Raw genomic sequence first — 25,287 nt, 5'->3', positions numbered from 1 at the left:
CATTGCTTTTCCACTGGCCCATCCGGGTCGTTAGGGAGAATTCCGTTCTCATGATTCGCCGTTCGCTGCGCCAATCGTTACCTGCCGTTTTTGCCCTGTTGTTTGCATCGCCCCTGCTGGCGGCACCCGCCACCCAGCAGACGCTGTTCAACTTTGTGCGCCCCGCCGATGTGGTCCAGGTGACCACTCAGGACGCCAACCTGCCGCAATCCAACGCCGAGCAAACCGCCGAAGGTGAAGTGCTGCGGCGGGTGACGTTCAACCCGGTCGCTCGCCCGACCCTGCGGTTGACCCCGCAGACAGGGGCCTGGGACTGGTCGCAGTCGGGTTTCATGAGCCTGCGGGTGCAGAACGCCATGAATTGGGCGCTGACCCTGTACGTGACCATTCAGAGCAACGATGGCAAGACACTGGTCAGCCGTGTCGATCTGCCGGCGGGTCCGGCGCAGACCCTGTTGGTGCCGTTGCAGCCGACGTCGCCGCTGAGCCTGGGCATGAAGGCCGGACCGCCCATGCCGATGACCGTCGACGGTCAGCGCATCCTGTTGGCCAGCAGCGTAGGTGATCTGGATCGCGGCCAGGTGGTGGCGGTGAGTGTGTCGATGGATCAGCCGAAAGTGGCCCAGAGCATTCTGCTGGAGCGCTTTGGTGTACAGGACGCCGAGGCCGTGACCCAGACCGTGTATGGCGCCTTGGTGGATGCCTACGGTCAATCGACCCGGGCCAAATGGCCGGAAAAGGTCAGCAGCGATGAGCAACTCAAAGGCGCCGTGGCCAAGGAACAGCAACAATTGAAAACCTGGCTGGCCGAGCGCGAAAAGTCGTCCCTGGACAAATTCGGTGGCTGGACCAAGGGGCCGGCCTTCAAGGCCAGCGGTTTTTTCCGCACGGAGAAACGCGACGGTCGCTGGTACCTGGTGACCCCGGAAGGGCATCCGTTCTATTCGCTGGGGGTCAACACGGTGACCCCGGACGTCAATCAGACTTACATCGCCGGTCGCGAATGGATGTTCCAATCCCTGCCCAAGGCCGGTGAGCCCCTGGCCAGTCACTTCGGTGAAGGTGACACCCGTGGCGGCAACGGCGTTGATCAGGGCCGGGGCTTCAACGTCGGGCGCTGGTACGACTTTTATGGTGCCAATTTACAGCGCCTGTATGGCGACCCTTGTGCTCTGGGCAGCGATACCAAGGCCGGCGTCGCCGCAGCGGCCAAGGCTGATGCGGCAGAGGCCACGGCCGAGAAGGCCGCCGAGCCACCGGTTGTTCCTTCGACGGCCGAATCCGGAATTGCCGAAGCCGCCAGGACCGACGCCGTAGACGCGACAGTCGCGAACGCGGCCGAGCAAAAAGCTGCCGAGCCCTGCAAAACGACCTTCGATGAAAAGCGCTGGACCGGCCATACCCTCGACCGCCTGCAAGCCTGGGGCTTCAACACCATTGGCAACTGGAGTGCGCCGGCACTGGGCAACGCTGATCGTGTGCCATACACCTTGCCGCTGTCGATCGTCGGCGATTACGCGAGCATCAGCACGGGAACGGACTGGTGGGGCGGTATGCCCGATCCGTTCGACCCGCGTTTCGCCATGGCCACTGAGCGCGCCGTGGCCATTGCTGCCCGCGATCATCGCGACGACCCATGGCTAATCGGTTACTACGCCGATAATGAACTGGCCTGGGCTGGCCCCGGCGACGACCCGAAAGCCCGCTACGCCCTGGCCTACGGCACGTTGAAAATGACCACCGACGTGCCGGCCAAACGGGCGTTCCTCAAGCAATTGCGCGATAAGTACCGCAACCAGGAAGGCCTGTCGAAAGCCTGGGGCATTGATTTGCCAGCATGGGAATTGATGGAAGACCCCGGTTTCGTGCCGCCGCTGCCAAGCGCCGACCATCCGGAGATCGAGGCCGACTTCAAATACTTCCAGAAGGTCTTCGCCGACACCTACTTCAAGACGATCTCCGATTCGCTCAAATGGCACGCGCCGAACCAGATGCTGCTCGGTGGCCGCTTTGCCATCAGCACGCCAGAAGCCGTGGAGTCCTGCGCTCAATACTGCGATGTGCTGAGCTTCAACATGTACACCCTGCAACCCCAGGACGGTTATGACTTCGCGCAACTGAACAGCCTCGACAAGCCAGTGCTGATTACCGAATTCAACTTCGGTTCGACGGACCGTGGCCCGTTCTGGGGCGGCGTAACGCAACTGGCGAAGGAAGAGGACCGTGGCCCGGCCTACGCGAACTTCCTCAAGCAGGCGCTGAGCGAGCCGTCGATCGTCGGTGTGCACTGGTTCCAATACCTCGACCAACCCGTGACCGGGCGTCTGTTGGATGGCGAAAACGGTCATTTCGGTCTGGTGGGGATTACTGACCTGCCATTTCAGGGCTTTGTCGACAGCGTGCGCAAGAGCAACCTGGCGGCCGTCGATCAATTAGGCAAAGAGGCTGAAAAGGCCGGTGCCGAGGCCGATAAACAGAAACACGACGCCGAAGGCGGACGCAAGGCCGAGGCCGGCAAAGGGCCGGGCAAGGCTGCCGGCGGGCATTCCGGCAAGGGGCACTGAGTCCTGGCACACCGCGCCATCGTTCATCACGAGCAGGCTCGCTCCCACAGGAACCTATGAAACGATTGAAATCCAGTGTGGGAGCGAGCCTGTTCGCGATGGCGTCTGCAAGGACGCCAGAAAAACCTGATCACTTCCAAGGGCGATTGACCGCCCGGCCCGACCCTGTTCCCAAATCCCTCAAGGGCTGGAACAATGCGGGCCACTTTGTAGAACGCTTGTCCGGGGAGTTGCGGGTGCAGATTCAGGGTTATTACGAGCTCAAGTTCGAAGCGGTACGCGAGGCCTTCGCGGCATTGTTCGACGATCCGCAGGAGCGTGGCGCAGCGCTGTGCATCCAGATCGGCGGCGAAACCGTCGTCGACCTCTGGGCCGGCACCAGCGACAAGGACGGTGCGCAAGCCTGGCACAGCGACACCATCGCCAACCTGTTTTCCTGCACCAAAACCTTTACCGCCGTCACGGCCCTGCAACTGGTCGCCGAAGGCAAGCTGCAACTGGATGCGCCGGTTGCGCGTTATTGGCCCGAGTTTGCCGCCGCCGGCAAAGAGTCCGTGACGTTGCGCCAACTGCTCTGCCACCAGGCCGGTCTGCCGGCGCTACGGGAGTTGCTGGCGCCTGAGGCCCTTTACGACTGGCAAACCATGGTCGACGCCCTGGCTGCTGAAACCCCGTGGTGGACGCCGGGACAGGGGCATGGGTATGCGGCGATCACCTATGGCTGGCTGGTCGGTGAATTGTTGCGCCGTGCCGATGGGCGCGGGCCGGGTGAGTCCATCGTGGCACGGGTGGCCAAGCCTTTGGGGCTGGATTTTCACGTCGGTCTGGCCGACGAAGAGTTTCATCGCGTGGCGCATATCGCCCGTGGCAAGGGCAATGTCGGCGATGCCGCTGCCCAGCGCCTTCTGCAAGTGACCATGCGCGAACCCACGGCCATGACCACCCGGGCGTTTACCAACCCGCCTTCGATCATGACCAGCACCAACAAGCCGGAATGGCGGCGCATGCAACAACCCGCCGCCAATGGCCATGGCAATGCCCGTAGCCTGGCCGGGTTCTATGCCGGCCTGCTCGATGGCAGCTTGCTGGAAGGCGAAATGCTCGACGAACTGACCCGCGAGCACAGCCTCGGCGAGGACAAGACATTACTGACCCGGACCCGTTTCGGTCTGGGCTGCATGCTCGATCAACCGGACGTGCCCAACGCGACGTTCGGCCTCGGCCCGCGAGCGTTCGGTCATCCGGGCGCGGGCGGTTCCATCGGTTTTGCTGACCCGGAGCACGATGTCGCCTTCGGTTTTGTGACAAATACACTGGGTCCGTACGTCTTGATGGATCCGCGCGCACAAAAGCTTGTGCGGGTACTGGCCACTTGTCTGTAAATCACGCCCAAGGGTTCCGGAGTTGGAACCCGAAAGCCTTTTCAGTTTCCAACCGTCTGTTTATGCGGGCCAACCCGGCCTGATTTTTATGACTTCATTTTTGTGGATATCCAATGTCATCCAAACCAACGCTCGCTTTGGCACTGTGCTTCGCTATAACCGGTTGTGCACAGACTCCTAAAAATGATGCAGACGGCGGTAGCTGGTGGCCGTTCGGTTCCTCCGACAAAGTCGCAGCCAAAGAGCCTGCTCCGGCGCCCCTGAAGCCTGCCGTCAGCGCTCCGGTGGCCAAGACTGAAAGCAGCAGCCATTGGTACTGGCCGTTTGGTTCCGATGACAGCAGTGACAAATCTGCAGTCAAACCGGAAGTAAAACCTGAAGCCAAGCCTGTCGCCGTGGCCAAGGCTGACGCCGATTCCGGTGGCAAGTGGTGGTGGCCGTTCGGTGGCAAGGACCAGAGCACCGCCAAAGTCGTGCCGATGCCGGACCCGAAAGTGACCCAGGCCTGGCTCGATGACTACGAACCGCGCCTGCGCGAAGCGATCAAGGGCAGTAACCTGCAACTCGAACGTCGTGAAAACGTGCTGGTGGTGACGGCGCCGGTCGAGGGCTCGTTCAACCCGGATCGCCCGGCGATGCTGCTGCCAGTGACCCTTGGTCCTTTCACCCGCGTGGCGAAAATCCTTGAAGTCGATTCGAAGACTGCCGTACTGGTGCTAGGCCACAGTGATACCTCGGGTGCCGCACCGGCCAACGTGAAGTTGAGTCAGGAGCGTGCACAGGCCGTGGCTGCGATCTTCCGTCTCAGTGGTCTGCAGCGTGATCGCCTGATGCTGCGTGGCATGGGTGGTGAAGCCCCGCGTGCTGCCAACGACAGCGTTGAAGGTCGCGCCTTGAACCGTCGTGTAGAGCTGCTGGTCACTCCGCAGAACACCATGGTTGCATTGCTGAGCAAGTACAACATGCCGGCCCCGGCGCCAGTGACGATGGTTGCCGCGCAAGACGTCAAGCCAGTTGCCAAGCCAGTGACCCCGGCACCTGCGGCCAAGAAAGCAGCGGTTCCAGCGACGAAAAAAGCGCCGGCCAAGAAAACCGCCGCCAAGAAGACGCCGGCTAAGACAGCGACTCCAGCGAAAAAGACTGCGCCGGCCAAAGCCGCTGCCGACACGAAAAAAGTCGCTGACGCCGATACCACAAAGAAGTGATTCGTTAACCAAAAGGAAAACGCCATGACCAAGGCTCTGGCTGATATGCGTCGCGACTACACCCGTGATGGCCTGACCGAGGCGCAAGCTCCGGCCGAGCCGTTTGCGCTGTTCCACCAGTGGTTCGCTGATGCGGTGAAAACCGAACAGGCACCGGTGGAGGCAAACGCCATGACCTTGGCCACTGTCGATCAGGACGGTCGACCGCATTGCCGTATCCTGTTGCTCAAGGGCCTGGACGCCCAGGGCTTCACCTTCTTCACCAATTACGACAGTGCAAAGGGTCAGCACCTGGCCGAAAACCCGTTCGCGGCCATGACTTTTTTCTGGCCAACCCTGGAACGTCAGGTGCGCATCGAGGGGCGGGTGGAGAAAGTCACGCCTGAAGAGTCCGACGCTTACTATCAGGTTCGCCCATTGGGCAGCCGCCTCGGTGCCTGGGCTTCGCCCCAAAGCCGGGTGATTGCCGATCGCGCCGAGCTGGAAGCGTTGCTCAAAGATACCGAGCAACGCTTCAGCGACACCCAGCCGCATTGCCCGGAACATTGGGGCGGTTACCGTCTGGTGCCGCAGCGCATCGAGTTCTGGCAAGGCCGCCCAAGCCGCCTGCACGACCGTCTCAACTATCGCCTGCAGGGTGCCGACTGGCTTCTTGAGCGTCTGGCACCTTAAGCGCCTACTGGTCGGGATAGCCTGCCGCAGCGGCCTCCAGCCATTGCGGCAGGTCTCGGCGTTTGATCTTTTGCGCGTGAGCGCTCGCCAGTTGCTGGAGCATGAAGGCCTTTTTCCGTTCGTCCTTGCCAGCCAGTGCCAGCGCCAGATCGCGGTCCATCCAGCGTTTGATCCTTACGTACAGCCACCAGTGGAAATACAGACCGGCAAGCGTAGTGACGACAATGATAAAGTAATCCATGAAAATCCTGGTTCAGTCGCGCAGATCGAGAAATTTGCCGCTACCGTGTGATTAATTTCTGAGCATGCCTGTACAAAGCCTGAATCAGAACATTTTTATCCGGGCGATGCCGTGACAGGCGTCAAGCTGCGGAGTTAAATGGTTACCCGTCCTTTGGAGTTAATGCTATGCGTAAGTCTGTTCTGCTGGTTGCTTCCTTTTCCACGATGGCGATGTTGCTCACCGGCTGCCAATCGAGCCTGACCGGTGACTCCTACTCCCGTGACGAAGCACGTCGCGTGCAGACCGTCCGCATGGGCACCATCGAATCCCTGCGTCCGGTGAAAATCGAAGGCACCAAGACCCCGATCGGCGGCCTCGCCGGTGCAGCTGTCGGCGGCGTTGGCGGCAGCGCCATCGGCGGCGGCAAGGGCAGCATCGTCGCTGCAGTCATCGGCGCAGTCGCCGGCGGCCTGGTGGGTTCGGCAGCTGAAGAAGGCCTGACTCGTACCCAGGGTGTCGAGATCACCGTACGCGAAGACGACGGCAGCATGCGCGCCTACGTCCAGGAAGTTCAGCCAAACGAAGTGTTCCGCGTGGGTGAGCGTGTTCGCATTTCCACCGTTGGCGGGACCAGCCGCGTTTCGCACTAAGCCGGAATAAGCGCAAAAGAAAACCCCGATCAGGTGAACTGGTCGGGGTTTTTTGTTGCTGAAGCGATTACTGATGACCACTGGGCCGGGACACGTTGTGGCTTCAGGGCGACGCTTTGACGGCCTGGAAAGTGGCCTCTGATGTTCAGGAAGGCAACGTAGCGTGCTTGCGACTCGCCATGGCCGTCACGGCATAGCCGATCAACGCCGCCAATATCGAACCGGTCAAAATCCCCATCCGATCCATGCCCGCATAGTCGCTGGCACCCGGTTCGAAGGCCAGGGAGCCGACGAACAGGCTCATGGTGAAACCGATGCCACAAAGAATCGCCACACCCAGCACCTGACCCCAATTGGCGCCTTGGGGAAGGGCGGCGATGCCTGTTTTCACCGCCAGCCAGGTCAAGCCGAACACACCGAGGGTTTTGCCGAGCAGCAGGCCGACCGCAATGCCCATCGGCACGTCGTGGGTGAAGCTGTCGACGGTTACGCCGCTCAGGGACAGGCCGGCGTTGGCAAAGGCGAACAGCGGCAGGATGCCGTAGGCCACCCACGGATGCAGCGCGTGCTCCAGGGTCAGCAGCGGCGAGGGTTCGGCGTTCCTGGTACGCAACGGAATGCAGAAGGCCAGAGTCACGCCGGCCAGCGTGGCGTGCACGCCGCTCTTGAGCACGCAGACCCAGAGGATCAGGCCGATGATCATGTACGGCCCGAGCTTGACCACGCCGAGTCGGTTCATCGCGATCAACGCCGCAATACAGGCGGCGGCCAGTGCCAGGGACAGGGTCGACAGCGCACCGGAGTAGAAAATGGCAATGATGATGATCGCGCCGAGGTCGTCGATGATCGCCAGGGTCATGAGGAACAGTTTCAACGAGACCGGGACGCGTTTGCCCAGCAGTGCCAGTACGCCCAGCGCGAAGGCGATATCGGTGGCGGTCGGGATCGCCCAGCCGTTCAAGGCCGGTGGGTTATCACGGTTGAGGAACCAGTAGATCAGCGCCGGCACCACCATGCCGCCAATGGCGGCCGCGCCGGGCAGGACGATCTGTGAGGGTTTGGACAATTGCCCGTCGAGCACTTCGCGCTTCACTTCCAGACCGATCAGCAGGAAGAACAGCGCCATCAGGCCGTCGTTGATCCAAAGCAGCAGCGGCTTGGCGATTTTCAAGGCGCCGACCTGGGCAACCACGGGGGTGTCCAGCAGGCCGTTGTACAGCCATGACAGCGGGGAGTTGTTGATGACTAACGCGAGGACAGCCGCAGCGATCAGTAACAGACCGCTGGCAGCTTCCAACTGAAAGAAACGCGTGAAAGTGCTACGCAGAGGCAAGGTCGCTCTCCATCGGTGAATTCAAAAGGTGGGACACCCTAACCCGTACGGTTAGTTGTTAAAACAAAGTTATATTCTTTTTTGTTATATGTCGTTACAACGTGATTGTCCCGCAAGGACCTGAGCCTAGCAGTTGCCGGGCGTATTGAAGCTCAGCTGTACCTGTGCGTGATGTAGGATTTTTCCTAAGCTTGATGGCTGAGGCTTGTGACATGGCCGACTCCTGCCCGATTCCACGAGAAAACCACCATGAGCGACAACCGACAGTGGGCCCGCGAAGCCATCCGGATCATTGAAGCCGACTTCCAGCGCAGCGCCGACACCCACCTGATCCCTTTGCCGCTGCCGGGTTTTCCGGGCATCGAGTTGTACTTCAAGGACGAATCCAGTCATCCCACTGGCAGCCTCAAACACCGCTTGGCCCGTTCTCTGTTCCTCTATGCGTTGTGTAATGGCTGGCTCAAGCCCGGCGCGCCGGTGATCGAGGCGTCCAGCGGCTCGACGGCGATTTCCGAGGCGTACTTCGCCCGCATGCTGGGTTTGCCGTTTATTGCGGTGATGCCGGCGACCACCTCCAGGGAAAAAATCGCACAGATCGCGTTTTACGGTGGCCAGAGCCATCTGGTGGATGATCCGACGCAGATCTATGCCGAGTCCGAGCGCCTGGCCCGTGAGCACGATGGGCATTTCATCGATCAGTTCACTTACGCCGAGCGCGCCACCGACTGGCGGGCGAACAACAACATCGCCGAGTCGATTTTCCAGCAGATGCGTTTCGAGCAGCACCCGGAGCCGAGCTGGCTGATTTCCAGCCCCGGCACCGGCGGCACCACGGCGACCCTGGGGCGTTACGTGCGTTATCGCCAGCATTGCACCCGCGTGCTGTGTGCCGATGCCGAGCGTTCGGTATTTTTCGATTACTACCAGAGCGGCGATGCCAGCCTGAGTCTTGACCATGGCTCGCGGATAGAAGGCATTGGCCGGCCACGGGTGGAGGCGTCGTTCCTGCCCAAGGTGATCGATGCGATGGTCAAGGTTCCGGATGCGCTGTCGCTGGCCGCCATGCATTACCTGGCCGAGCGTCTGGGGCGTCATGTGGGCGGATCGAGCGGGACCAACCTGATCGGCGCCTTGATGGCAGCGCAGCAGATGACGGTGGCGGGGGAGGCGGGGTCAATCGTGGCGATATTGTGTGATGGCGGCGAACGCTACGCCACGACTTATTACAATCAGGCCTGGCTCAAGGCCCAGGGGTATGAGCTGACCGGTTTGATCGCGGCGGTTGCGGCGACGGTCGAGCGGGGTGAGCCGTTGCCGGCCAGCATTCTGCGCGCCAATATCTGAGAACTTTCCAATATCCCAACACCCTGTGGGAGCAAGCTCGCTCCCACAGGGTGTTGTTCTAGGCTTCCAGGCCGAGCATATCCCGCGCCACGGCTTCGGCGATGCGAATGCCATCGACACCCGCCGACAGAATCCCCCCCGCATAACCCGCGCCTTCACCGGCCGGGAACAAGCCCTTCACGTTCAGGCTCTGCATCGACTCGTTACGGGTAATGCGTAGCGGCGACGAAGTACGGGTTTCGATCCCGGTCAACACCGCGTCATGCAGCGAGTAACCACGGATCTGCTTCTCGAACGCGGGCAAGGCTTCGCGAATGGCTTCGATGGCGAATTCCGGCAGGGCCAGGGCCAGGTCGCCCAAGGCAACGCCCGGCTTGTAGGACGGCTCGACAGTGCCCAGCTCGGTGGACGGTTTGCCGGCAATGAAGTCGCCGACCAGTTGCGCCGGGGCCTCGTAGTTGCTGCCGCCCAGCACAAAGGCATGGGACTCCAGGCGTTCCTGCAACTCGATACCCGCCAGCGGACCGCCCGGATAATCGACTTCCGGGGTGATGCCGACGACGATCCCGGAGTTGGCGTTGCGCTCGTTGCGCGAATATTGGCTCATACCGTTGGTGACGACGCGGTTCGGCTCGGATGTCGCCGCCACCACCGTGCCGCCCGGGCACATGCAGAAGCTGTAGACCGAACGGCCGTTCTTGGCGTGGTGCACCAGTTTGTAGTCGGCAGCGCCGAGTTTCGGATGGCCGGCGTACTTGCCAAGGCGTGCGCGATCGATCAGCGATTGCGGGTGCTCGATACGGAAGCCCACCGAGAACGGCTTGGCTTCCATGAACACGCCGCGGCCATGCAGCATGCGGAACGTGTCGCGGGCACTGTGGCCGAGGGCCAGGATCACGTGCTTCGAATGAATCTGCTCGCCACCATTGAGTTCGACGCCGACCAGCTGGCCGTCGTCGATCAACACATCGGTAACCCGTTGCTGGAAGCGAACTTCGCCGCCCAGGGCGCGAATCTGCTCACGCATGTTTTCCACAACGCCTGTCAGACGGAACGTACCGATGTGCGGTTTGCTGACGTAGAGGATTTCTTCCGGCGCACCGGCCTTGACGAACTCGTGCAGGACCTTGCGACCGAGGAATTTCGGGTCCTTGATCTGGCTGTAGAGCTTGCCGTCGGAGAACGTTCCCGCACCGCCTTCACCGAACTGCACGTTGGATTCGGGGTTGAGCACGCTTTTACGCCACAGGCCCCAGGTGTCCTTGGTGCGCTGGCGTACTTCGGTACCGCGTTCGAGGATGATCGGCTTGAAACCCATCTGTGCCAGCAGCAGCCCGGCAAAAATCCCGCAGGGGCCGAAGCCGACGACGATCGGGCGTGCGCTCAGATCAGCCGGCGCCTGGCCGACCATTTTGTAACTGACATCCGGTGCCACGTTGACGTTACGGTCATCGGCGAACTTGTGCAGAACCGAGGCCTCATCGCGCACGGTGAGGTCGATGGTGTAGATGAAGCACAGCTCGGAAGATTTCTTGCGCGCATCGTAGCTGCGCTTGAACAAGGTGAAGTCGAGCAGGTCATCGCTGGCGATGCCCAGGCGCTGCACAATCGCAGGGCGCAGGTCTTCATCGGGATGGTCGATCGGCAACTTGAGTTCGGTGATTCGTAACATGACGGGATCCGGTTCGCGGGGCGCACAACTGCGCCAGGGCGTTTGAAGCCGGCGATTATAAGCCTCAAACGCCCGGTCCCGTGAGGCAAAAACGATCAGTCGTTGCGCGATCCGCCGAAATACCCGCAACCACGCTGCACCTGCCCGTTGATGCGCAACTCGGCACTCATGTGCTGAATGCTGCCGGTGCTGCTGTCGACGCAGCGTTGTGGCGCGACCCACAATTCGATGTGCTGATTGTTGGCTTCGGTGCTGAGGTTGAAGCGGCCATCGCCCAGTTGTTCTTCAACGTAGGGGACGGCGAGGGGAGGCTGGCCCGCACGGCCGATGACCATGCCCTTGCCGCTGACGTTGACGTTCCACTCCGGAGAATGGCCGGCCGCGCGCAGGATCAGCAGTTTGAAGTTGGGGTCGTCACAGGCGTTGCCCGAACGCTCGACGCGGTACAGCGTTTCCAGGTCGAACTGACCGTCGCCGCTGCCGGGAACGATTCGCCCGCGCACGTCGGCGAACAGCTTGCCCTGGGCGTCGGCCAGGCTGGCAGCCTGTTGCAGGACGCTGGTGCCGCCCGTGTCGTTGACTACATATCGACGCTGTTCGCCGCAAGGCTGGAACAACAGCTTGCCATCGGCTGCGCTCAATTGGCCCTGCAGGCGGGTCTGGCCGACATGGGAGGCGCTTTCACGCGAACCATCGAGTAACTGACACGCGGCGAGCAGCGGAAGCAAGGCAACGATGACTAGGGAACGGGCAACACGCATCTTGGGGTCTCCTGACAAGTGCCGCCACGTTACTCAGCCTGACCGTTCATCACAAGGCTTTAGCCCACGTGAATGGTCTGGCCTGTCTGCAGGCCTTCCACGCTTTTCGCGTAGGCCAGTGCGACATCCGCCGCAGGAACCGGTTTGAAGCCACGGAAGTAAGGCGCGTATTTGCCCATGGCTTCGACCAGTACGTTCGGGCTGATCGAATTCACTCGCAGGCCGCGTGGCAGTTCGATGGCGGCAGCGCGGACGAAACTGTCCAGCGCACCGTTGACCAGCGCTGCCGACGCGCCACTGCGGATCGGGTCGTGGCTGAGCACGCCAGTGGTGAAGGTGAACGAGGCGCCGTCATTGGCGTACTCGCGACCGATCAGCAGCAGGTTGACCTGGCCCATCAGCTTGTCTTTGAGGCCCAGGGCGAAACTCTCTTCCGTCATTTCGGCCAGCGGTGCGAAGGTCACGTTACCGGCGGCGCAGATCAGCGCATCGAATTTTCCGGTTTGCTCGAACAGTTTGCGAATCGACGCGCTGTCGCTGATGTCCACCTGAAAATCACCGCTCTTGCGGCCGATACGAACGATTTCATGGCGTTGAGACAGTTCCTTGTCGACCGCTGAACCGATGGTGCCGCCTGCGCCGATCAAAAGAATTTTCATGGTGCTGATCCTCGAGTGGGTTGAATGAGACTTCAGTTTAGAGTGGTTTTTTCCATTGATAAGCGCGCTAATAGGCAACCTTTGGTTTTCAATTGGAAACAATCCATGAGCGAAATGGACGATCTCGCGGCGTTCGCGGTGCTGGTCGAAGCGGGGAGCTTTACCTTGGCGGCGCAACAATTGGGTTGCAGCAAGGGGCAATTGTCCAAGCGTATCAGTCAGCTGGAAGCGCAGTTTTCCGTGGTCTTGCTACAGCGCACCACACGGCGCTTGAGCCTGACGGCCGCGGGCGCTGCCTTGCTGCCGCAGGCGCAGGCGCTGGTGGTGCAGGTCGAGCGGGCGCGTCAGGCCTTGGCACGACTGAAGGACGACATGGCCGGGCCGGTGCGCATGACGGTTCCGGTTTCCCTCGGGGAAACCTTTTTCGACGGTCTGTTGCTGGAGTTCTCCAGCCAGTACCCACAAGTGCAGATCGAGTTGGACCTGAGCAACAACTATCGCGATTTATCCCGTGATGGCTATGACCTCGCGGTTCGCTCGGAGGTGGCTAACGATCAGCGTCTGGTGGCACGCCCGCTGTTGGCGTGGCACGAGATGACCTGCGCCAGTCCTGCGTATCTCGAACAATATGGCGAGCCGCTGACGCCGCAGGCATTGGCCGACCATCGCTGCCTGCTCAACAGCCACTACAGCGGTCGCGAAGAATGGCTGTATCACCAGCAACACGAATTGTTGCGGGTGCGCGTGTCCGGGCCCTTTGCCAGCAACCATTACAACCTGCTGAAGAAGGCCGCCCTGGCCGGCGCGGGTATTGCGCGCTTGCCGTCCTACTTGCTGCCGGCGGAACTGGCTGACGGACGTTTGCGCTGGCTCCTGCGCGATTATCAGACCCGGAGCATGCCGATGTACCTGGTGCATCCGTATCAGGGGGGGCTGCCCAAGCGTACGCAAGTGTTGTCGGATTATCTGATTGGCTGGTTCAAGCGCAGTGGGGAGGCGTTGGATCGGCTGTAGGAGCGAGCGTGTTCCGGGCGGCGTTCCGACGATGGTCGTCAACGATAACGAGGACTGTCTCGATGAACGCGGCGCTCTCAGGTTCTTTGCGAGCAAGCTCGCTCTACAAAGGATCTGCATGGTTTTAGAGGTTGGCAGGCACAAAAAAACGGCCCGAAGGCCGTTTTTCTGGTTACCGCAAACGCTTAGCCGCCGAGGTACGCTTCGCGCACTTTCGGGTCGGTCAGCAGCGCTTCACCGGTGCCTTGCATCACTACCCGGCCGTTTTCCAGCACGTAGGCACGGTCAGCGATTTTCAGCGCCTGGTTGGCGTTTTGCTCGACCAGGAACACCGTCACACCGTCCTTGCGCAGTTGCTCGATGATGTCGAAGATCTGCTGGATGATGATCGGTGCCAGGCCCAACGATGGCTCGTCGAGCAGCAGCAGCTTGGGTTTGCTCATCAGCGCACGGCCGATGGCAAGCATTTGCTGTTCGCCGCCGGACATGGTGCCGCCGCGTTGGCTGAAGCGCTCTTTCAGGCGTGGGAAAAGTCCGAGGACCTTGTCCATTTGTTCCTGATAATCGCCCTTCGCGGTGAAGAAACCACCCATGGAGAGGTTTTCTTCCACGGTCAGGCGCGAGAACACCCGGCGACCTTCCGGCACCACGGCGATGCTCTTGCGCATGATCTGCGCCGAGGTTTGCCCCACGAGCTCTTCACCCAAGTAACGGATGCTGCCGCTGTGGGCTTGCGGCGAGCCGCAGAGGGTCATCAGCAGGGTGGATTTGCCCGCGCCGTTGGCGCCGATCAGCGTGACGATTTCGCCCTGACGGATTTCCACGTTGACGCTGTGCAGGGCCTGGATCTTGCCATAGAAGGTGGAAACGTTTTCGAACTGCAGCATTTACGCTTCCCCCAGGTAGGCTTTGATCACTTCAGGATTGTCGCGGATCTGTTCCGGTGTGCCGTCGGCCAGAGGCGTGCCCTGGTTGATCACGACGATGTGGTCGGAAATGCTCATGACCAGTTTCATGTCGTGTTCGATCAGCAGCACGGTGACGTTGTGCTCTTCACGCAGCACGCTGATCAGCGCCTTGAGGTCTTCGGTTTCCTTCGGGTTCAGGCCCGCTGCGGGCTCGTCGAGCATGAGGATCCGCGGGCGGGTCATCATGCAGCGAGCGATTTCCAGGCGACGTTGCTGACCGTAGGCCAGGGTGCCGGCCGGACGGTTGGCGAACTCCTTGAGATGAACTTTTTCCAGCCAGTATTCGGCGAAATCCATGGCCTCGCGTTCGCTTTTGCGGAACGACGGGGTCTTGAACAGGCCGGACAGAAAGTTGGTGTTCAGGTGCCGATGCTGGGCGATCAAGAGGTTCTCGACCGCGGTCATGTCCTTGAACAACCGCACGTTCTGGAAGGTACGCACCACGCCTTTGAGGGCGATCTTGTGGCCCGGCAGGCCCTCGATCGGCTCGCCGTCCAGCAGGATGCTGCCGCCGCTTGGCTTGTAGAAGCCGGTCAGGCAGTTGAACACGGTGGTCTTGCCGGCACCGTTGGGGCCGATCAGGGCGACCACTTGTTTCTCTTTCACGCTCAAGGCTACGCCGTTGACCGCCAGCAAGCCGCCGAAGCGCATGCTCAGGTTTTCTACTTTAAGGATCTCGCGGCTCATTTGCGCAGCTCCATGTGAGGACGTTGCATGGGCAGCAGACCCTGAGGGCGCCAGATCATCATCAGTACCATCAAGGCACCGAACATCAACATGCGGTACTCACTGAACTCACGCATCATTTCCGGCAACAGGATCATCACCACGGCCGCGAGGATCACGCCCAGCTGCGAGCCCATGCCACCCAGCACGACGATGGCGAGAATGATCGCCGACTCGATGAAGGTGAAGGACTCCGGCGTCACCAGGCCCTGACGGGCAGCGAAGAAGCTGCCGGCAAAACCGGCGAAGCTGGCGCCCAGGGTAAAGGCCGAAAGCTTGATGACGGTCGGGTTGAGGCCCAGAGCGCGGCAGGCGATTTCGTCTTCACGCAATGCTTCCCACGCGCGGCCCAGCGGCATGCGCAGCAAGCGGTTGATGACGAACAGCGCAGCCAAAGCCAGGAGCAACGCAACCAGGTAAAGGAAGATCACCTTGTTGATCGAGTTGTATTCCAGGCCGAAGTACTCGTGGAAGGTTTGCATCCCTTCGGCGGCTTTACGTTCGAAGGTCAGGCCGAAGAACGTCGGTTTCTCGATGTTGCTAATGCCGTTCGGACCGCCAGTGAGGCCGGTCAGGTTACGCAGGAACAGACGGATGATTTCACCAAAGCCCAGGGTCACGATCGCCAGGTAGTCACCGCGCAGACGCAGTACCGGGAAGCCGAGCAGGAAGCCGAAGGTGGCGGACATCAGGCCGGCGATTGGCAGGCAGATCCAGAAGCTCAGGCCGTAGTAGTGCGACAGCAGCGCGTAGCTGTAGGCGCCGACGGCGTAGAAACCGACGTAACCGAGGTCGAGCAGGCCGGCCAGGCCGACCACGATGTTCAGGCCGAGGCCGAGCATTACGTAGATCAGCACCAGGGTGGCGATGTCCACCGCGCCGCGAGAACCGAAGAACGGCCAGACCAGCGCACCGGCGATCAGCGCAATGATGATCCAGCGCTGGGTGGTTGGCAGGGTCAGGAAATTGCTGGCCTTGGCCGGAATCAGCGGCACGCCGGGCGAGGAACGCCAGGCCGAGCTGATCTCCCGGTCGAAGATCACACGCAGGAACATCAGCACCGAGCACACGGCGATGGTGATCAGCGTGGCGTTGCTGGTGCCATGGACTTCGAGGTTGATGCCAACGATGGTCAGCTTCAGACCGAGTACCGGGTAGGCCACGGCCCACACCAGCAAGGCGCTGAACAGCGCCTGTTTAAGATTCCTAGTCATACTTTTTCAACCTCCGGACGGCCCAGCAGGCCGGTTGGCCGGAACAACAACACCAGGACCAATAGGCCGAACGCCACGACGTCCTTGTACTGGTCGCCGAAGATATCGGCACCGAAGGCTTCCGCCACGCCAAGTACCAGCCCGCCGAGCATGGCGCCCGGAATGCTGCCGATACCGCCCAATACCGCAGCGGTGAAGGCCTTGAGGCCGACGAGGAAACCGGCGTTCGGGTTGATCACGCCGTATTGCATGCTCAGCAGCACGGCCGCGACGGCCGCCAGCGCGGCACCGATGACGAATGTCAGGGCGATGATGTTGTTGGTGTTGATACCCAGCAGGTTGGCCATCTTGATGTCTTCGGCACAGGCACGGCAGGCGCGACCCAGGCGAGAGCGGGAGATGAACAGCGTCAGGCCGAGCATGGCGACCAGGGTCACCACGAACACCACGATTTGCATGTAGGAAATCAGCACTTCATGTGCGCCACCTGGCCCAAAGGCAAAGTTGCCCGGAATCAGGTTGGGAATGGATTTGTCCTTGGAGTCTTGCGCCAGCAGAACCGTGTTCTGCAGGAAGATCGACATGCCGATGGCGGAAATCAGCGGGATCAGACGGTTGCTGCCGCGAAGTGGGCGGTAAGCGATCCGTTCGATGCTGTAACCGTAGGCACTGGTGACCACGATGGTGGCGAGAAAAGCGGCGGTCATCAACAGTGGAACACTGTCGAGTCCCAGCATGGTCAGTCCGGCGATGGCGATGAACGCCACGTAGGAACCGATCATGTACACCTCGCCGTGGGCGAAGTTGATCATTCCAATGATGCCGTAAACCATCGTATAGCCGATGGCGATCAGGGCATACGTGCTGCCAATGGTCAGACCATTAACCAGCTGTTGGAAGAAGTGATAGATGTCAGGCATTACAGCGCTCCTAAAAACCTGATACGCATTTCACTGGTGGAGTCATTTTCCCGCTCGAGCCCCATGGATCTGCATCCACTTCGAATTCGAGGTTTGCCAGCGAACCGCTGATGACGGTTTTGAGATTTTCAGGTGGGGAGACTAGCGGATCACGCCAGCACGGCCCAATACGTTCGTAAAACAAAGCCCACGGCACGCCGTGGGCTTTGTAGGCAGTCAGTCAGGCAGGGCCTTACTGAGGCGAAACTTCAGTTTTAGGTTTGCCGAAGTGCCACTCGTAAACCACGAACTTGAAGTCTTTCAGGTCGCCCTTGGCGTCGAAGCTCAGGTCGCCAGTTGGAGTCTTGAAAGAGCCTGCGTGGATGGCAGCAGCCACTTTGGCAGTGTCTTCGCTCTTGGCGGCAGTGATACCACCGGCAATGACTTCAACAGCCGAGTAGGCCGGGAACACGAACGGACCGCTTGGATCTTCTTTCTTGGCCTTGAACGCATCAGCCAGGGCGACGTTGGCCGGATCCTGGTCGAAGGATTTCGGCAGGGTCACCAGCAGGCCTTCGGAAGCGTCCTTGGCGATCTGCGAAATGGAGTCGTTACCCACGCCTTCCGGACCCATGAACTTGGCTTTCAGGCCTTTTTCCTGGGATTGACGCAGGATCAGACCCAGCTCCGGGTGGTAGCCGCCGTAGTAGACGAAGTCGACGTTGGCTTGCTTGAGCTTGGAGATCATCGAAGAGAAGTCTTTGTCGCCGGCGTTGATGCCTTCGAACACGGCAACCTTGACGCCTTTCTTCTCGAGGGTCTGTTTCACGGCGGTGGCGATGCCTTCACCGTATTGCTGTTTGTCGTGCAGCACAGCAACGATTTTCGGCTTTACGTGATCGGCAATGTAGTTACCGGCGGCAGGGCCCTGGGCGCTGTCCAGACCGATGGTGCGGAACACCATTTTGTAACCACGGTTGGTGATATCCGGGCTGGTGGCAGCCGGGGTGATCATGATCACGCCTTCGTCTTCGTAGATGTCCGAAGCCGGTTGAGTGGAGCTGGAGCACAGGTGGCCAACCACGAACTTGACGCCGTCGTTGACGACTTTGTTCGCGACCGCTACCGCTTGTTTTGGATCACAGGCGTCATCGTATTCAACGGCTTCGAGTTTCTTGCCGTCGACGCCGCCCTTGGCGTTGATTTGCTCGATGGCCATTTTGGCGCCACTGAACTGCATGTCGCCGTATTGGGCTACAGGGCCGGTTTTAGGGCCGGCGATGCCGATCTTGATGGTGTCAGCTGCGAACGAATGGCTGGCAACCCCGGCCAGAACCATAGCGGCAAACAGTTTGGAAATCTGCTTAGTAGCCTTAGTCATAGTGCTCCACTCTTACTGTTGTATTTTTTATAGTCCTGGCGCCGTTGGCGGCAGAACCGGGTCAGATATCCACGACATCCCCCGGAAAATGCCCCTCGGCAACTGTACCGGTACAGTGTAGAGCGCCGATTGTCAGCCTGGGAAGCTGGCGGCGGGGGGCAAAACTTTGGGGTGTCGCTTTTTTGAAAGAAAAAGACAGAATTGCGGCGGGGCTTTGGAGTGCTTATAGCCAGATTCCGTGCATTCCTTGGCGTTCCTGCTCTTTTCATTCGGTGACTCAAAGTGCAACTGGGTTTTTCTATCAGGATCACCGACGTTATCATTGCGTCGATTTCTTATCCGGACAGGAACCCATGACTCAAGAACCTAGCACCCTCTATGCCAAGCTGCTTGGTGAAACGGCATCTATCACCTGGAAGGAGTTGGAGCCGTTCTTCGCCAAGGGTGCCCTATTGTGGGTCGACCCCGGTCTGGATTTGATCGCCGCCGCCGAAGCCGTGGCCACCGATGAGGGGGAGAAAGTGGCTGCCTGGCTGGCTGCCGATCAGGTCGCCAAGCTGTCTGAAACGCGGGCGCTGGATCTGTTTGAACGTGATCCCGAGTTGTGGGCGGTGGTCGTTTCGCCGTGGATAATGATCCAGGAAAGGGCAAAGCCATAAATACCCGCACTTGTTTGGTGCGTGACGTTGCCGGCTAAAAGTGTGTAGGCGAGTAGCGTGATGGCACGTTGCCGTAGAGAAAGGCCACAGCCTCACGGTGACGTAAACGTAACGGGAACAGTTAAGAGAGCAGCCGAAGGGCTGCTCAATTGTTTCTGGATGTTGAGATTTGTGTGGCGGGCAAGGTCGTCATCGCGAGCAAGCTTGCTCCCACAGGTTTCCGTTGGCTCGGATACTGCGGGAGCGAGCTTGCTCGCGATTCGCTACGACGCGGTCTGGCGGCGGTCTTAGTAAGCGGTTTTACCCGTGTGGTTATTCAGCGAAATGACCTTGGTCTTGCCGATGCGGTGGCGGTAGATCTCGCGCAGGTATTTGATGGCTTTTTTCACGCAATCCCGGGACAGGCGAATGTCGTTGATCGAGACGAACTTGTCCTTGTCATTGATCAGTTCACGATACTTTTTCTCGTACATCGGCTTGATCGCGTACCAGTTGGTATCGAGGATCTTGGCCGGGTTCTCGAACTCGTTGAGCAGGTCGTCGATCAAGCCTTCGTCGAAGTGATCATGGATGATGAAGTCCAGGATCGAGTTGTCGAGGGTCTCATCGAAGCGGTACGGGTTTTTTGCGAAGCAACGCTTGATGAAGGCAACGATCAGCGTCAGGAAGTCGTCCGACAGGCATGGGCTCTTGGCGATCAGCGTGGTCAGGGACAGGTTGGCCGAGGCGCCGATCACCAGCGCATAGCGCTTGAGCGTGGTGTTGGGGAACAGGCTGTTGAGGTGAGTCTTCAACCGGTTCAGGTCCATGTACGACAGCTTGTAGTCCTTCGGCAGGGAAACGATCGACACCACCGACGAGCAATTCTTGAAGAAGTGCAGGTCGTGTAGCGCGGCCGCGTCATACCCCGAATTCTTGTACTGCTCCAGCGACGCCCGATAGCGCTTGGACTCAATGGGCAGCAGGCTGATGCCTTCGATGGCCTGTGTGACCTTGTTGAAGTGCGGCAAGTCGATGGAGCGGAAGAACAGGTCGTCGATGTTCAGGCGCTGCGGCTCTTTCTCGAACACCTTGAATTTGTCGCTGGTCGGCGGCGGGGTTTCCGGCACCACGGATTCGGCGTAGGCGATGGCCACCGGGCCGGCCAGGCTCATGAACAGGTCGTTGGCATCGAGGCGAATGGTCTCGCCGATGTCGATGCCCGCACGACGGAAATAGTTCTGGTCGTAGTCGGTGGTTACCGCTTGCGCCGTCAGAATGTTGAAGATCTGTTGTGAGATGTATTGGTTGGCGTGCTTTTCCATGGCATTGACATCAATGTTCTGGATATTGCCGTCATCGCTCTCTTCGGCGTAACGCATGATGTCGTTGGAGATCAGCATCATGGCATTCCATGGGCGGATACGGCCCATGACGCTGGCTTCGCTGCTGTCCTCGTTGGCGAAGTTGTAGGAGAAGTCCCACTCTTCCGACAGGTATTTGCACAACAGGCGACCGGCGTTGATGTGCAAGGCTTCGGACATTTCGCTGCGATGATCGGAAATGTTCGGCAACACGCAGATGCCGCTGGTGAAGATCGGTTCGAAGACGAACGAATGACCACTCTTGCCGTCGTGCTCGTCCATCGGCTTGGTGTCGAACGTCTTGTTCATGTACGAGTGCTGCTGAGCCAGGCCGAACTCCGAAGCCATGCCCGAACCGGTACCGCCGCCGGCACTGAAAATCGAGAAATACAGGCGCGACTGGTTGGCCTTGATGCCACAGCTGTCGATCAGGTACGAGTGAATCATTTTCCAGTCCGGGCTGGAGAAACGCTGGGTGTCCTTGTTGAGGATGATCTTGGCCAGGTACTGGCCGAGGATCGGCGCGTTACCGGCGCCACCGGCGTGGACTTCCGACAAGTCCATGATTTTCATTTTGCTGTAGTCGCGCAGGAAACCGCTTTTTTCGCCCTTGCGCGAGAAACGGATACGGCCGGCGATGTCTTTGTCCAGGTCGCCGAGCATGACCAGCGGTTCTACCAGGAACACCGGTTTGGTGGCCTTGTTCGGCCCCAGGCGCAGGTTGTTGCGAATCCATTGGGCCGGGCTGTAGCCCTTTTCGGCAAAGCGCTTGTCCGGCGACAGGCGATCTTCGTTATTGAATTCGTTGAGATAGAACTTGCGGGCGTTGTACACCAGCTCCGCGACATCCAGCGCGATGTTCGAGCCGCAACGTCCCAGGCCGATCAGGCACACCGACGGGAATTCCTGATCGTTGTGCTGTTCGTTATCGCCTTCCAGGTGCGACGGGCGCGGGAACACCAGGTCGCGCAGGCCATCGAGGTTGTCGAGGATGCGGTCGGTGTTGGTTTCGGTGAAATACAGATATTGCTGGGTCGCCAGCGGGCGGGACGGGAGCAATGGCTTCGACGGTATTGGCGCGGGGCTGTTCGCCGCCGGGCTCAACGTCAGGTCGGATACCGCAGGGGCCGGATTGTTTTTAGAAGTCATTGTTCGCCATGTACCTGGGCTGGTGGTCGGGCGACTCGCTGTCGTCGAACCGTCACGGAATGAGAACTCGCGTCTTTTATCAGCGCGTATTTGTCCCAAGCTTCAAAGCCATGGCCTGAATGTCGCTCGGGGGAATCCTTTCCTAAGTCATGATGAATCGGCCAATATTCAGCGTTCTTTAATCAAAAGGAGGCCAAATGATGTCAACGCTACCTTCGTTGGGGTTTGCCGGGGTCGGCCTGATGGGCCTGCCTATGTGCAAGCGCCTGCTTGCGGCGGGTTTTCCGCTGACGGTGTGGAACCGCAATCCGGCCAAGTGCGCGCCACTCGTCCAGGCTGGGGCGCGCCAGGTCGCCACGCCTGCCGAGTTGTGCCAACACGCTGATGTGGTGATGTTGTGCCTGGCCGATACCCCGGTCGTCCGTGAGGTGGTTTTCGGTGCGGCGGGGATTGTCGAAGGGGCGAAAAGCGGCCAGTTGCTGGTGGATTTTTCCAGTCTGGAACCTGCCGCAACGCGGGAAATGGCCTCGGAGCTTGTCAGTAAAACCGGTATGGGTTGGCTGGATGCGCCGGTCTCCGGCGGCGTGGTCGGAGCCGAGGCCGGCAGCCTCGCGATCATGGTGGGCGGCGAGGCGGCAGCGCTTGATCGGGTCAAACCTGTCTTGTTGAGCCTTGGCCAGCGCGTGACGCACATGGGGGCCGTCGGGGCGGGGCAGGTGACCAAGGCCTGCAATCAAATGATCGTGGCCTGCAATGCCCTGGTGATTGCCGAAGTGGTGGCGCTGGCGGAGCGCTCCGGTGTTGATGCGAGCCTGATCGCCGAGGCGCTGGCCGGTGGTTTTGCCGACTCAAAACCTTTGCAAATTCTCGGCCCGCAAATGGCCGACAGCCGTTTCGAACCGGTCAAATGGCACGTGCGAACCCTGCTCAAGGATCTGGATACTGCGGTGAAGTTTTCCCGCGAGCAAGGCTCGGCAACGCCGATCAGCGGTCTGGCCGCACAATTGATGCGATTGCATGGGAGCCAGGGCTTCCTGGAGCATGACCCGTCTACATTAGTGCAGTTGTACCGTGAACCAGACTCAACGGCGTAGCCGTGTACGCGTGCTTGCGCTGGTTGATCTCGTCCAGCACCGGGCGTAAATCATTGAGGGGAACCGGGCTGCTTAGCAGGTACCCCTGAACAAAGTCACAGCCGTGGCGTTCGAGAAACTGGTATTGCTCGAACGTTTCGACGCCCTCGGTGACCACGTCCAGATGCAGCGTGTGGGCCATGACGATAATGGCCTGGACGATCTCCATGTCCTGGGCGGATTTGGGGATGTCGATAATGAACGATCGATCGATCTTCAGCGTGTTGAGTGGCAAGCGTTTGAGATAGGCCAGGGACGAGTAACCGGTGCCGAAGTCATCGATCGACAGCGACACGCCGAGGGCGCGAATCTGCTGCAGCAATACCAGCGTTTCGGTGATGTTGCCCATCAATGCATTTTCAGTCACCTCCAGTTCCAGCCGCCTTGGCGCCACTGCGGCGCTGTGCAAGGCCTGTTCGATTTCCCCGGCCAGTTCCTCGCGAACCAGGCTCAGGGGCGAGCAATTCACGGCAATTTTCAGTTCATCGCAGCCCTGTCGTGACAATTCGCCGAGGTCCTGGCAGGCCTTGCGCAGCACCCATTTGTCCAGTTCGGTGATCAGACCATTGGTCTCGGCGAGGGCAATGAAACGATCCGGTGCAAGGAAACCGTGGACGGGATGCTGCCAGCGAATCAACGCTTCCAGTTTGCTGGCCTGGCCGGTTTTCAGGTCGTAGATTGGCTGGTAATAAAGCATCAGGCCGGTGTCTTCGCGCAGGGCATGGCGCAGTTCTTCTTCCAGCTGCAGTTCCAGCGTGGCCCTGGCCTTGAGATTGGCGCTGAAAAAATTCAAGCCGTTGCGGCCGCTGCCCTTGGACTGATACAGCGCCAAATCGGCATTTTTCAGCAGTTCTTCGCAGGTTTTTCCATCCTCCGGAAACAGGCTGATGCCGATGCTGGTCGTCATGACCATGCGCCGCCCGGCCAGCTCGATGGGGTCCTTCATTTTCAGCATGATGCGTTGTGCCATTTGTCGGGCTTCGTCCCGATCGTGCAGATCGATGAGGATGCAGAATTCATCGCCACCGAATCGCGCCACGACATCTTCGTGGCTGCGCACCGAGGCCTTGATGTGGCTGGCCAGTACCTTGAGCAGTTCGTCGCCCGCATCATGGCCCAGGCTGTCATTGATCCGCTTGAAATGGTCGATGTCCAGGAACAGGACGGCAAGCATGCCACCTTCATGGGTTTTCTCGATGAGCTTCTCGGCGAAGATCTGATTGAAACCGCGTCGGTTGATCAGGCTGGTCAAGGCGTCATAGTGCGCGACCTGTTGCAGGGAAGCGCGTGCTTGGTCGAGTTGACTGAGCAGCGAGTTCACCCGTTGCAGGTCATGATCCTTTTTTTGCAGTTTCTTGTCCGCCAGGGCCGCGCTGATGCAGCTGCCAATGATGAGCAGGGTCATGACCGCGACAGTCACCCCCAGTTGCAGGTGGTTGTGTTCCCCCGGTTGCGGCAGGACGGTGCCGCCGGGTAGCAACAGATTGAAAGCCGCCATTCCCGTAAAGTGCATGCAGATGATGCCGGCCCCTATAACCAGGCTCGCGCTGTACTTGAACAACTGATGAAACATCCCGGTGCCGTTGCGCAAATGGCTGGCCAGTAACAGAGCCGCCAGGCTGGCGCCTATCGCGATCAGTATGGAGAGCCCAAACAACACTGGCTGGTAATAGACCTTCGCTTGCGACTGCATGGCGCCCATGCCCACGTAATGCATGGTCGTGATGCCCATGCCGATCCAGACCGAGGCTTTCAGGCATTGCCAAAAGCTCAGGGAGGGGCGACTGAGGGTGTACATCACCAGCCAGGAGGTGAGCAGGGCGATCAACAGGGACAACAAGGTGACGGGCAGTTGGAAATGAACATCGACCGGCACCTGGAACGCCAACATGCCAATAAAGTGCATGGCCCATATTCCGCCGGCCAGGCAGCCGGCACCGACCCAGCGCCACAGTCGTTGGGAAGAGAGGTTTTCCGCGTGGGCAACCCGTTCGGCCATGTCCAGTGTGGCAAAACTGCCGGCACAGGCGACCAGATAAGCCAGTAACACCAGAAAGGGGTCATGTACGCAGTTAAGTATGACCTGCCCGTTCTCTGGTAGCTCGGTAATGAAATGCAGACCAAGCCACTCCATAGCATGCCCCGTCGTTAATTACCCTGGCCTGCGCAATCGACGCTGGCGAATGCACTGAAGTATAGAGGGCATGCACGAAGCGCAAGCCATGGTGGCTAAATGAACCCAACCTTTTTGGAATGAGCTTTAGAACGTTTGGAAATAAATTGTTGCATGGGCTGCGCCCGTCACCATGGGTGGGTATCAGCCTTGCGAATAATGA

Annotated in this window: 21 protein-coding genes; 9 read left to right on the top strand and 12 right to left on the bottom strand. The window is 59.8% G+C overall.

Going from position 1 to position 25,287, the window contains the following annotated elements; translation table 11 throughout:
* The first annotated feature begins 50 nt into the window (after window positions 1–50).
* The 4 genes from ACX3YF_RS00555 (at window position 51) to pdxH (ending at window position 5,823) form a co-directional block, all read left to right on the top strand.
* Complete coding sequence (locus ACX3YF_RS00555) at window positions 51–2,564, top strand: beta-galactosidase (RefSeq protein ID WP_458973289.1); 2,514 nt, start codon at window positions 51–53, stop codon at window positions 2,562–2,564.
* Between the two features lie 236 nt (window positions 2,565–2,800).
* Entirely contained in the window at window positions 2,801–3,946 is a 1,146-nt protein-coding gene (locus ACX3YF_RS00550) for a serine hydrolase domain-containing protein (protein ID WP_130210981.1), read from the top strand.
* A 113-nt stretch (window positions 3,947–4,059) separates the two neighbouring features.
* On the top strand, window positions 4,060–5,151 hold the full coding sequence (locus ACX3YF_RS00545) for an OmpA family protein (RefSeq protein WP_448645934.1): 1,092 nt from the start codon (window positions 4,060–4,062) through the stop codon (window positions 5,149–5,151).
* 24 nt (window positions 5,152–5,175) lie between these two features.
* Window positions 5,176–5,823, top strand: a complete 648-nt coding sequence (pdxH, locus tag ACX3YF_RS00540; RefSeq protein WP_047526456.1) for a pyridoxamine 5'-phosphate oxidase — start codon at window positions 5,176–5,178, stop codon at window positions 5,821–5,823.
* A gap of 4 nt (window positions 5,824–5,827) precedes the next feature.
* Here pdxH and ACX3YF_RS00535 read toward each other — a convergent pair whose 3' ends face one another.
* Window positions 5,828–6,064 (bottom strand): hypothetical protein, encoded by a 237-nt coding sequence (locus ACX3YF_RS00535; RefSeq protein ID WP_198132334.1) that lies wholly within the window; start codon window positions 6,062–6,064, stop codon window positions 5,828–5,830.
* A gap of 167 nt (window positions 6,065–6,231) precedes the next feature.
* Here ACX3YF_RS00535 and ACX3YF_RS00530 point away from each other — a divergent pair, with 167 nt between their 5' ends.
* Window positions 6,232–6,696, top strand: a complete 465-nt coding sequence (locus ACX3YF_RS00530) for an outer membrane lipoprotein (protein WP_047526458.1) — start codon at window positions 6,232–6,234, stop codon at window positions 6,694–6,696.
* A gap of 145 nt (window positions 6,697–6,841) precedes the next feature.
* Here ACX3YF_RS00530 and nhaA read toward each other — a convergent pair whose 3' ends face one another.
* A complete protein-coding gene (nhaA, locus tag ACX3YF_RS00525) occupies window positions 6,842–8,029 on the bottom strand; it encodes a Na+/H+ antiporter NhaA (RefSeq protein ID WP_130210970.1) in 1,188 nt (395 codons plus the stop codon).
* A gap of 249 nt (window positions 8,030–8,278) precedes the next feature.
* Between nhaA and ACX3YF_RS00520 the strand changes: the two genes are divergently transcribed.
* Window positions 8,279–9,373, top strand: a complete 1,095-nt coding sequence (locus ACX3YF_RS00520; RefSeq protein ID WP_047526461.1) for a PLP-dependent cysteine synthase family protein — start codon at window positions 8,279–8,281, stop codon at window positions 9,371–9,373.
* A gap of 58 nt (window positions 9,374–9,431) precedes the next feature.
* Here ACX3YF_RS00520 and ACX3YF_RS00515 read toward each other — a convergent pair whose 3' ends face one another.
* The 3 genes from ACX3YF_RS00515 to ACX3YF_RS00505 form a co-directional block, all read right to left on the bottom strand.
* A complete protein-coding gene (locus ACX3YF_RS00515; protein ID WP_130210972.1) occupies window positions 9,432–11,045 on the bottom strand; it encodes an NAD(P)/FAD-dependent oxidoreductase in 1,614 nt (537 codons plus the stop codon).
* 95 nt (window positions 11,046–11,140) lie between these two features.
* Window positions 11,141–11,806: a COG3650 family protein gene (locus tag ACX3YF_RS00510; protein WP_448645935.1), complete on the bottom strand. Its 666-nt coding sequence runs from the start codon at window positions 11,804–11,806 to the stop codon at window positions 11,141–11,143.
* Between the two features lie 59 nt (window positions 11,807–11,865).
* Window positions 11,866–12,465, bottom strand: coding sequence for a short chain dehydrogenase (locus ACX3YF_RS00505; protein ID WP_130210974.1), 600 nt, complete (start codon window positions 12,463–12,465; stop codon window positions 11,866–11,868).
* A gap of 105 nt (window positions 12,466–12,570) precedes the next feature.
* On the opposite strand from ACX3YF_RS00505, the gene ACX3YF_RS00500 reads away from it, so the two are divergent.
* On the top strand, window positions 12,571–13,479 hold the full coding sequence (locus tag ACX3YF_RS00500; RefSeq protein WP_130210975.1) for a LysR family transcriptional regulator: 909 nt from the start codon (window positions 12,571–12,573) through the stop codon (window positions 13,477–13,479).
* Window positions 13,480–13,664: 185 nt separating this feature from the next.
* On the opposite strand, the gene ACX3YF_RS00495 is transcribed toward ACX3YF_RS00500, so the two are convergent.
* The 5 genes from ACX3YF_RS00495 to ACX3YF_RS00475 form a co-directional block, all read right to left on the bottom strand.
* Window positions 13,665–14,366: an ABC transporter ATP-binding protein gene (locus ACX3YF_RS00495; protein ID WP_047526470.1), complete on the bottom strand. Its 702-nt coding sequence runs from the start codon at window positions 14,364–14,366 to the stop codon at window positions 13,665–13,667.
* Window positions 14,367–15,134 carry a high-affinity branched-chain amino acid ABC transporter ATP-binding protein LivG gene (gene livG / locus ACX3YF_RS00490; RefSeq protein ID WP_047526471.1) on the bottom strand — a complete coding sequence of 256 codons (768 nt, stop codon included), beginning with the start codon at window positions 15,132–15,134 and terminating at the stop codon, window positions 14,367–14,369. It lies immediately after the preceding gene.
* The gene (locus ACX3YF_RS00485) at window positions 15,131–16,387 is read right to left on the bottom strand and encodes a high-affinity branched-chain amino acid ABC transporter permease LivM (RefSeq protein WP_103403552.1); all 1,257 of its coding nucleotides are present in this window, start codon (window positions 16,385–16,387) and stop codon (window positions 15,131–15,133) included. Before ACX3YF_RS00485 ends, livG begins: the two co-directional genes overlap by 4 nt.
* Window positions 16,384–17,307: a high-affinity branched-chain amino acid ABC transporter permease LivH gene (gene livH / locus ACX3YF_RS00480; RefSeq protein WP_448645937.1), complete on the bottom strand. Its 924-nt coding sequence runs from the start codon at window positions 17,305–17,307 to the stop codon at window positions 16,384–16,386. The genes ACX3YF_RS00485 and livH overlap by 4 nt, the downstream gene beginning before the upstream one ends.
* A 232-nt stretch (window positions 17,308–17,539) precedes the next feature.
* A complete protein-coding gene (locus ACX3YF_RS00475; RefSeq protein WP_130210976.1) occupies window positions 17,540–18,667 on the bottom strand; it encodes a branched-chain amino acid ABC transporter substrate-binding protein in 1,128 nt (375 codons plus the stop codon).
* Window positions 18,668–19,020: 353 nt separating this feature from the next.
* On the opposite strand from ACX3YF_RS00475, the gene ACX3YF_RS00470 reads away from it, so the two are divergent.
* A complete protein-coding gene (locus ACX3YF_RS00470; RefSeq protein WP_103403551.1) occupies window positions 19,021–19,326 on the top strand; it encodes a DUF2288 domain-containing protein in 306 nt (101 codons plus the stop codon).
* 287 nt (window positions 19,327–19,613) lie between these two features.
* Here ACX3YF_RS00470 and ACX3YF_RS00465 read toward each other — a convergent pair whose 3' ends face one another.
* Complete coding sequence (locus ACX3YF_RS00465; RefSeq protein WP_130210977.1) at window positions 19,614–21,818, bottom strand: hypothetical protein; 2,205 nt, start codon at window positions 21,816–21,818, stop codon at window positions 19,614–19,616.
* A 197-nt stretch (window positions 21,819–22,015) separates the two neighbouring features.
* Between ACX3YF_RS00465 and ACX3YF_RS00460 the strand changes: the two genes are divergently transcribed.
* Window positions 22,016–22,912: an NAD(P)-dependent oxidoreductase gene (locus ACX3YF_RS00460; protein ID WP_189340494.1), complete on the top strand. Its 897-nt coding sequence runs from the start codon at window positions 22,016–22,018 to the stop codon at window positions 22,910–22,912.
* Here ACX3YF_RS00460 and ACX3YF_RS00455 read toward each other — a convergent pair.
* Entirely contained in the window at window positions 22,869–25,085 is a 2,217-nt protein-coding gene (locus ACX3YF_RS00455; protein ID WP_458973288.1) for a bifunctional diguanylate cyclase/phosphodiesterase, read from the bottom strand. The two genes, ACX3YF_RS00460 and ACX3YF_RS00455, sit on opposite strands and share 44 nt — an antisense overlap.
* Between the last annotated feature and the right edge of the window lie 202 nt (window positions 25,086–25,287).

It is taken from the genome of Pseudomonas fluorescens group sp. PF-69 (assembly GCF_054481235.1).
The sequence above is the reverse complement of the archived record's forward strand: the minus strand, read 5'-3'. Positions and strand labels throughout refer to the sequence as shown.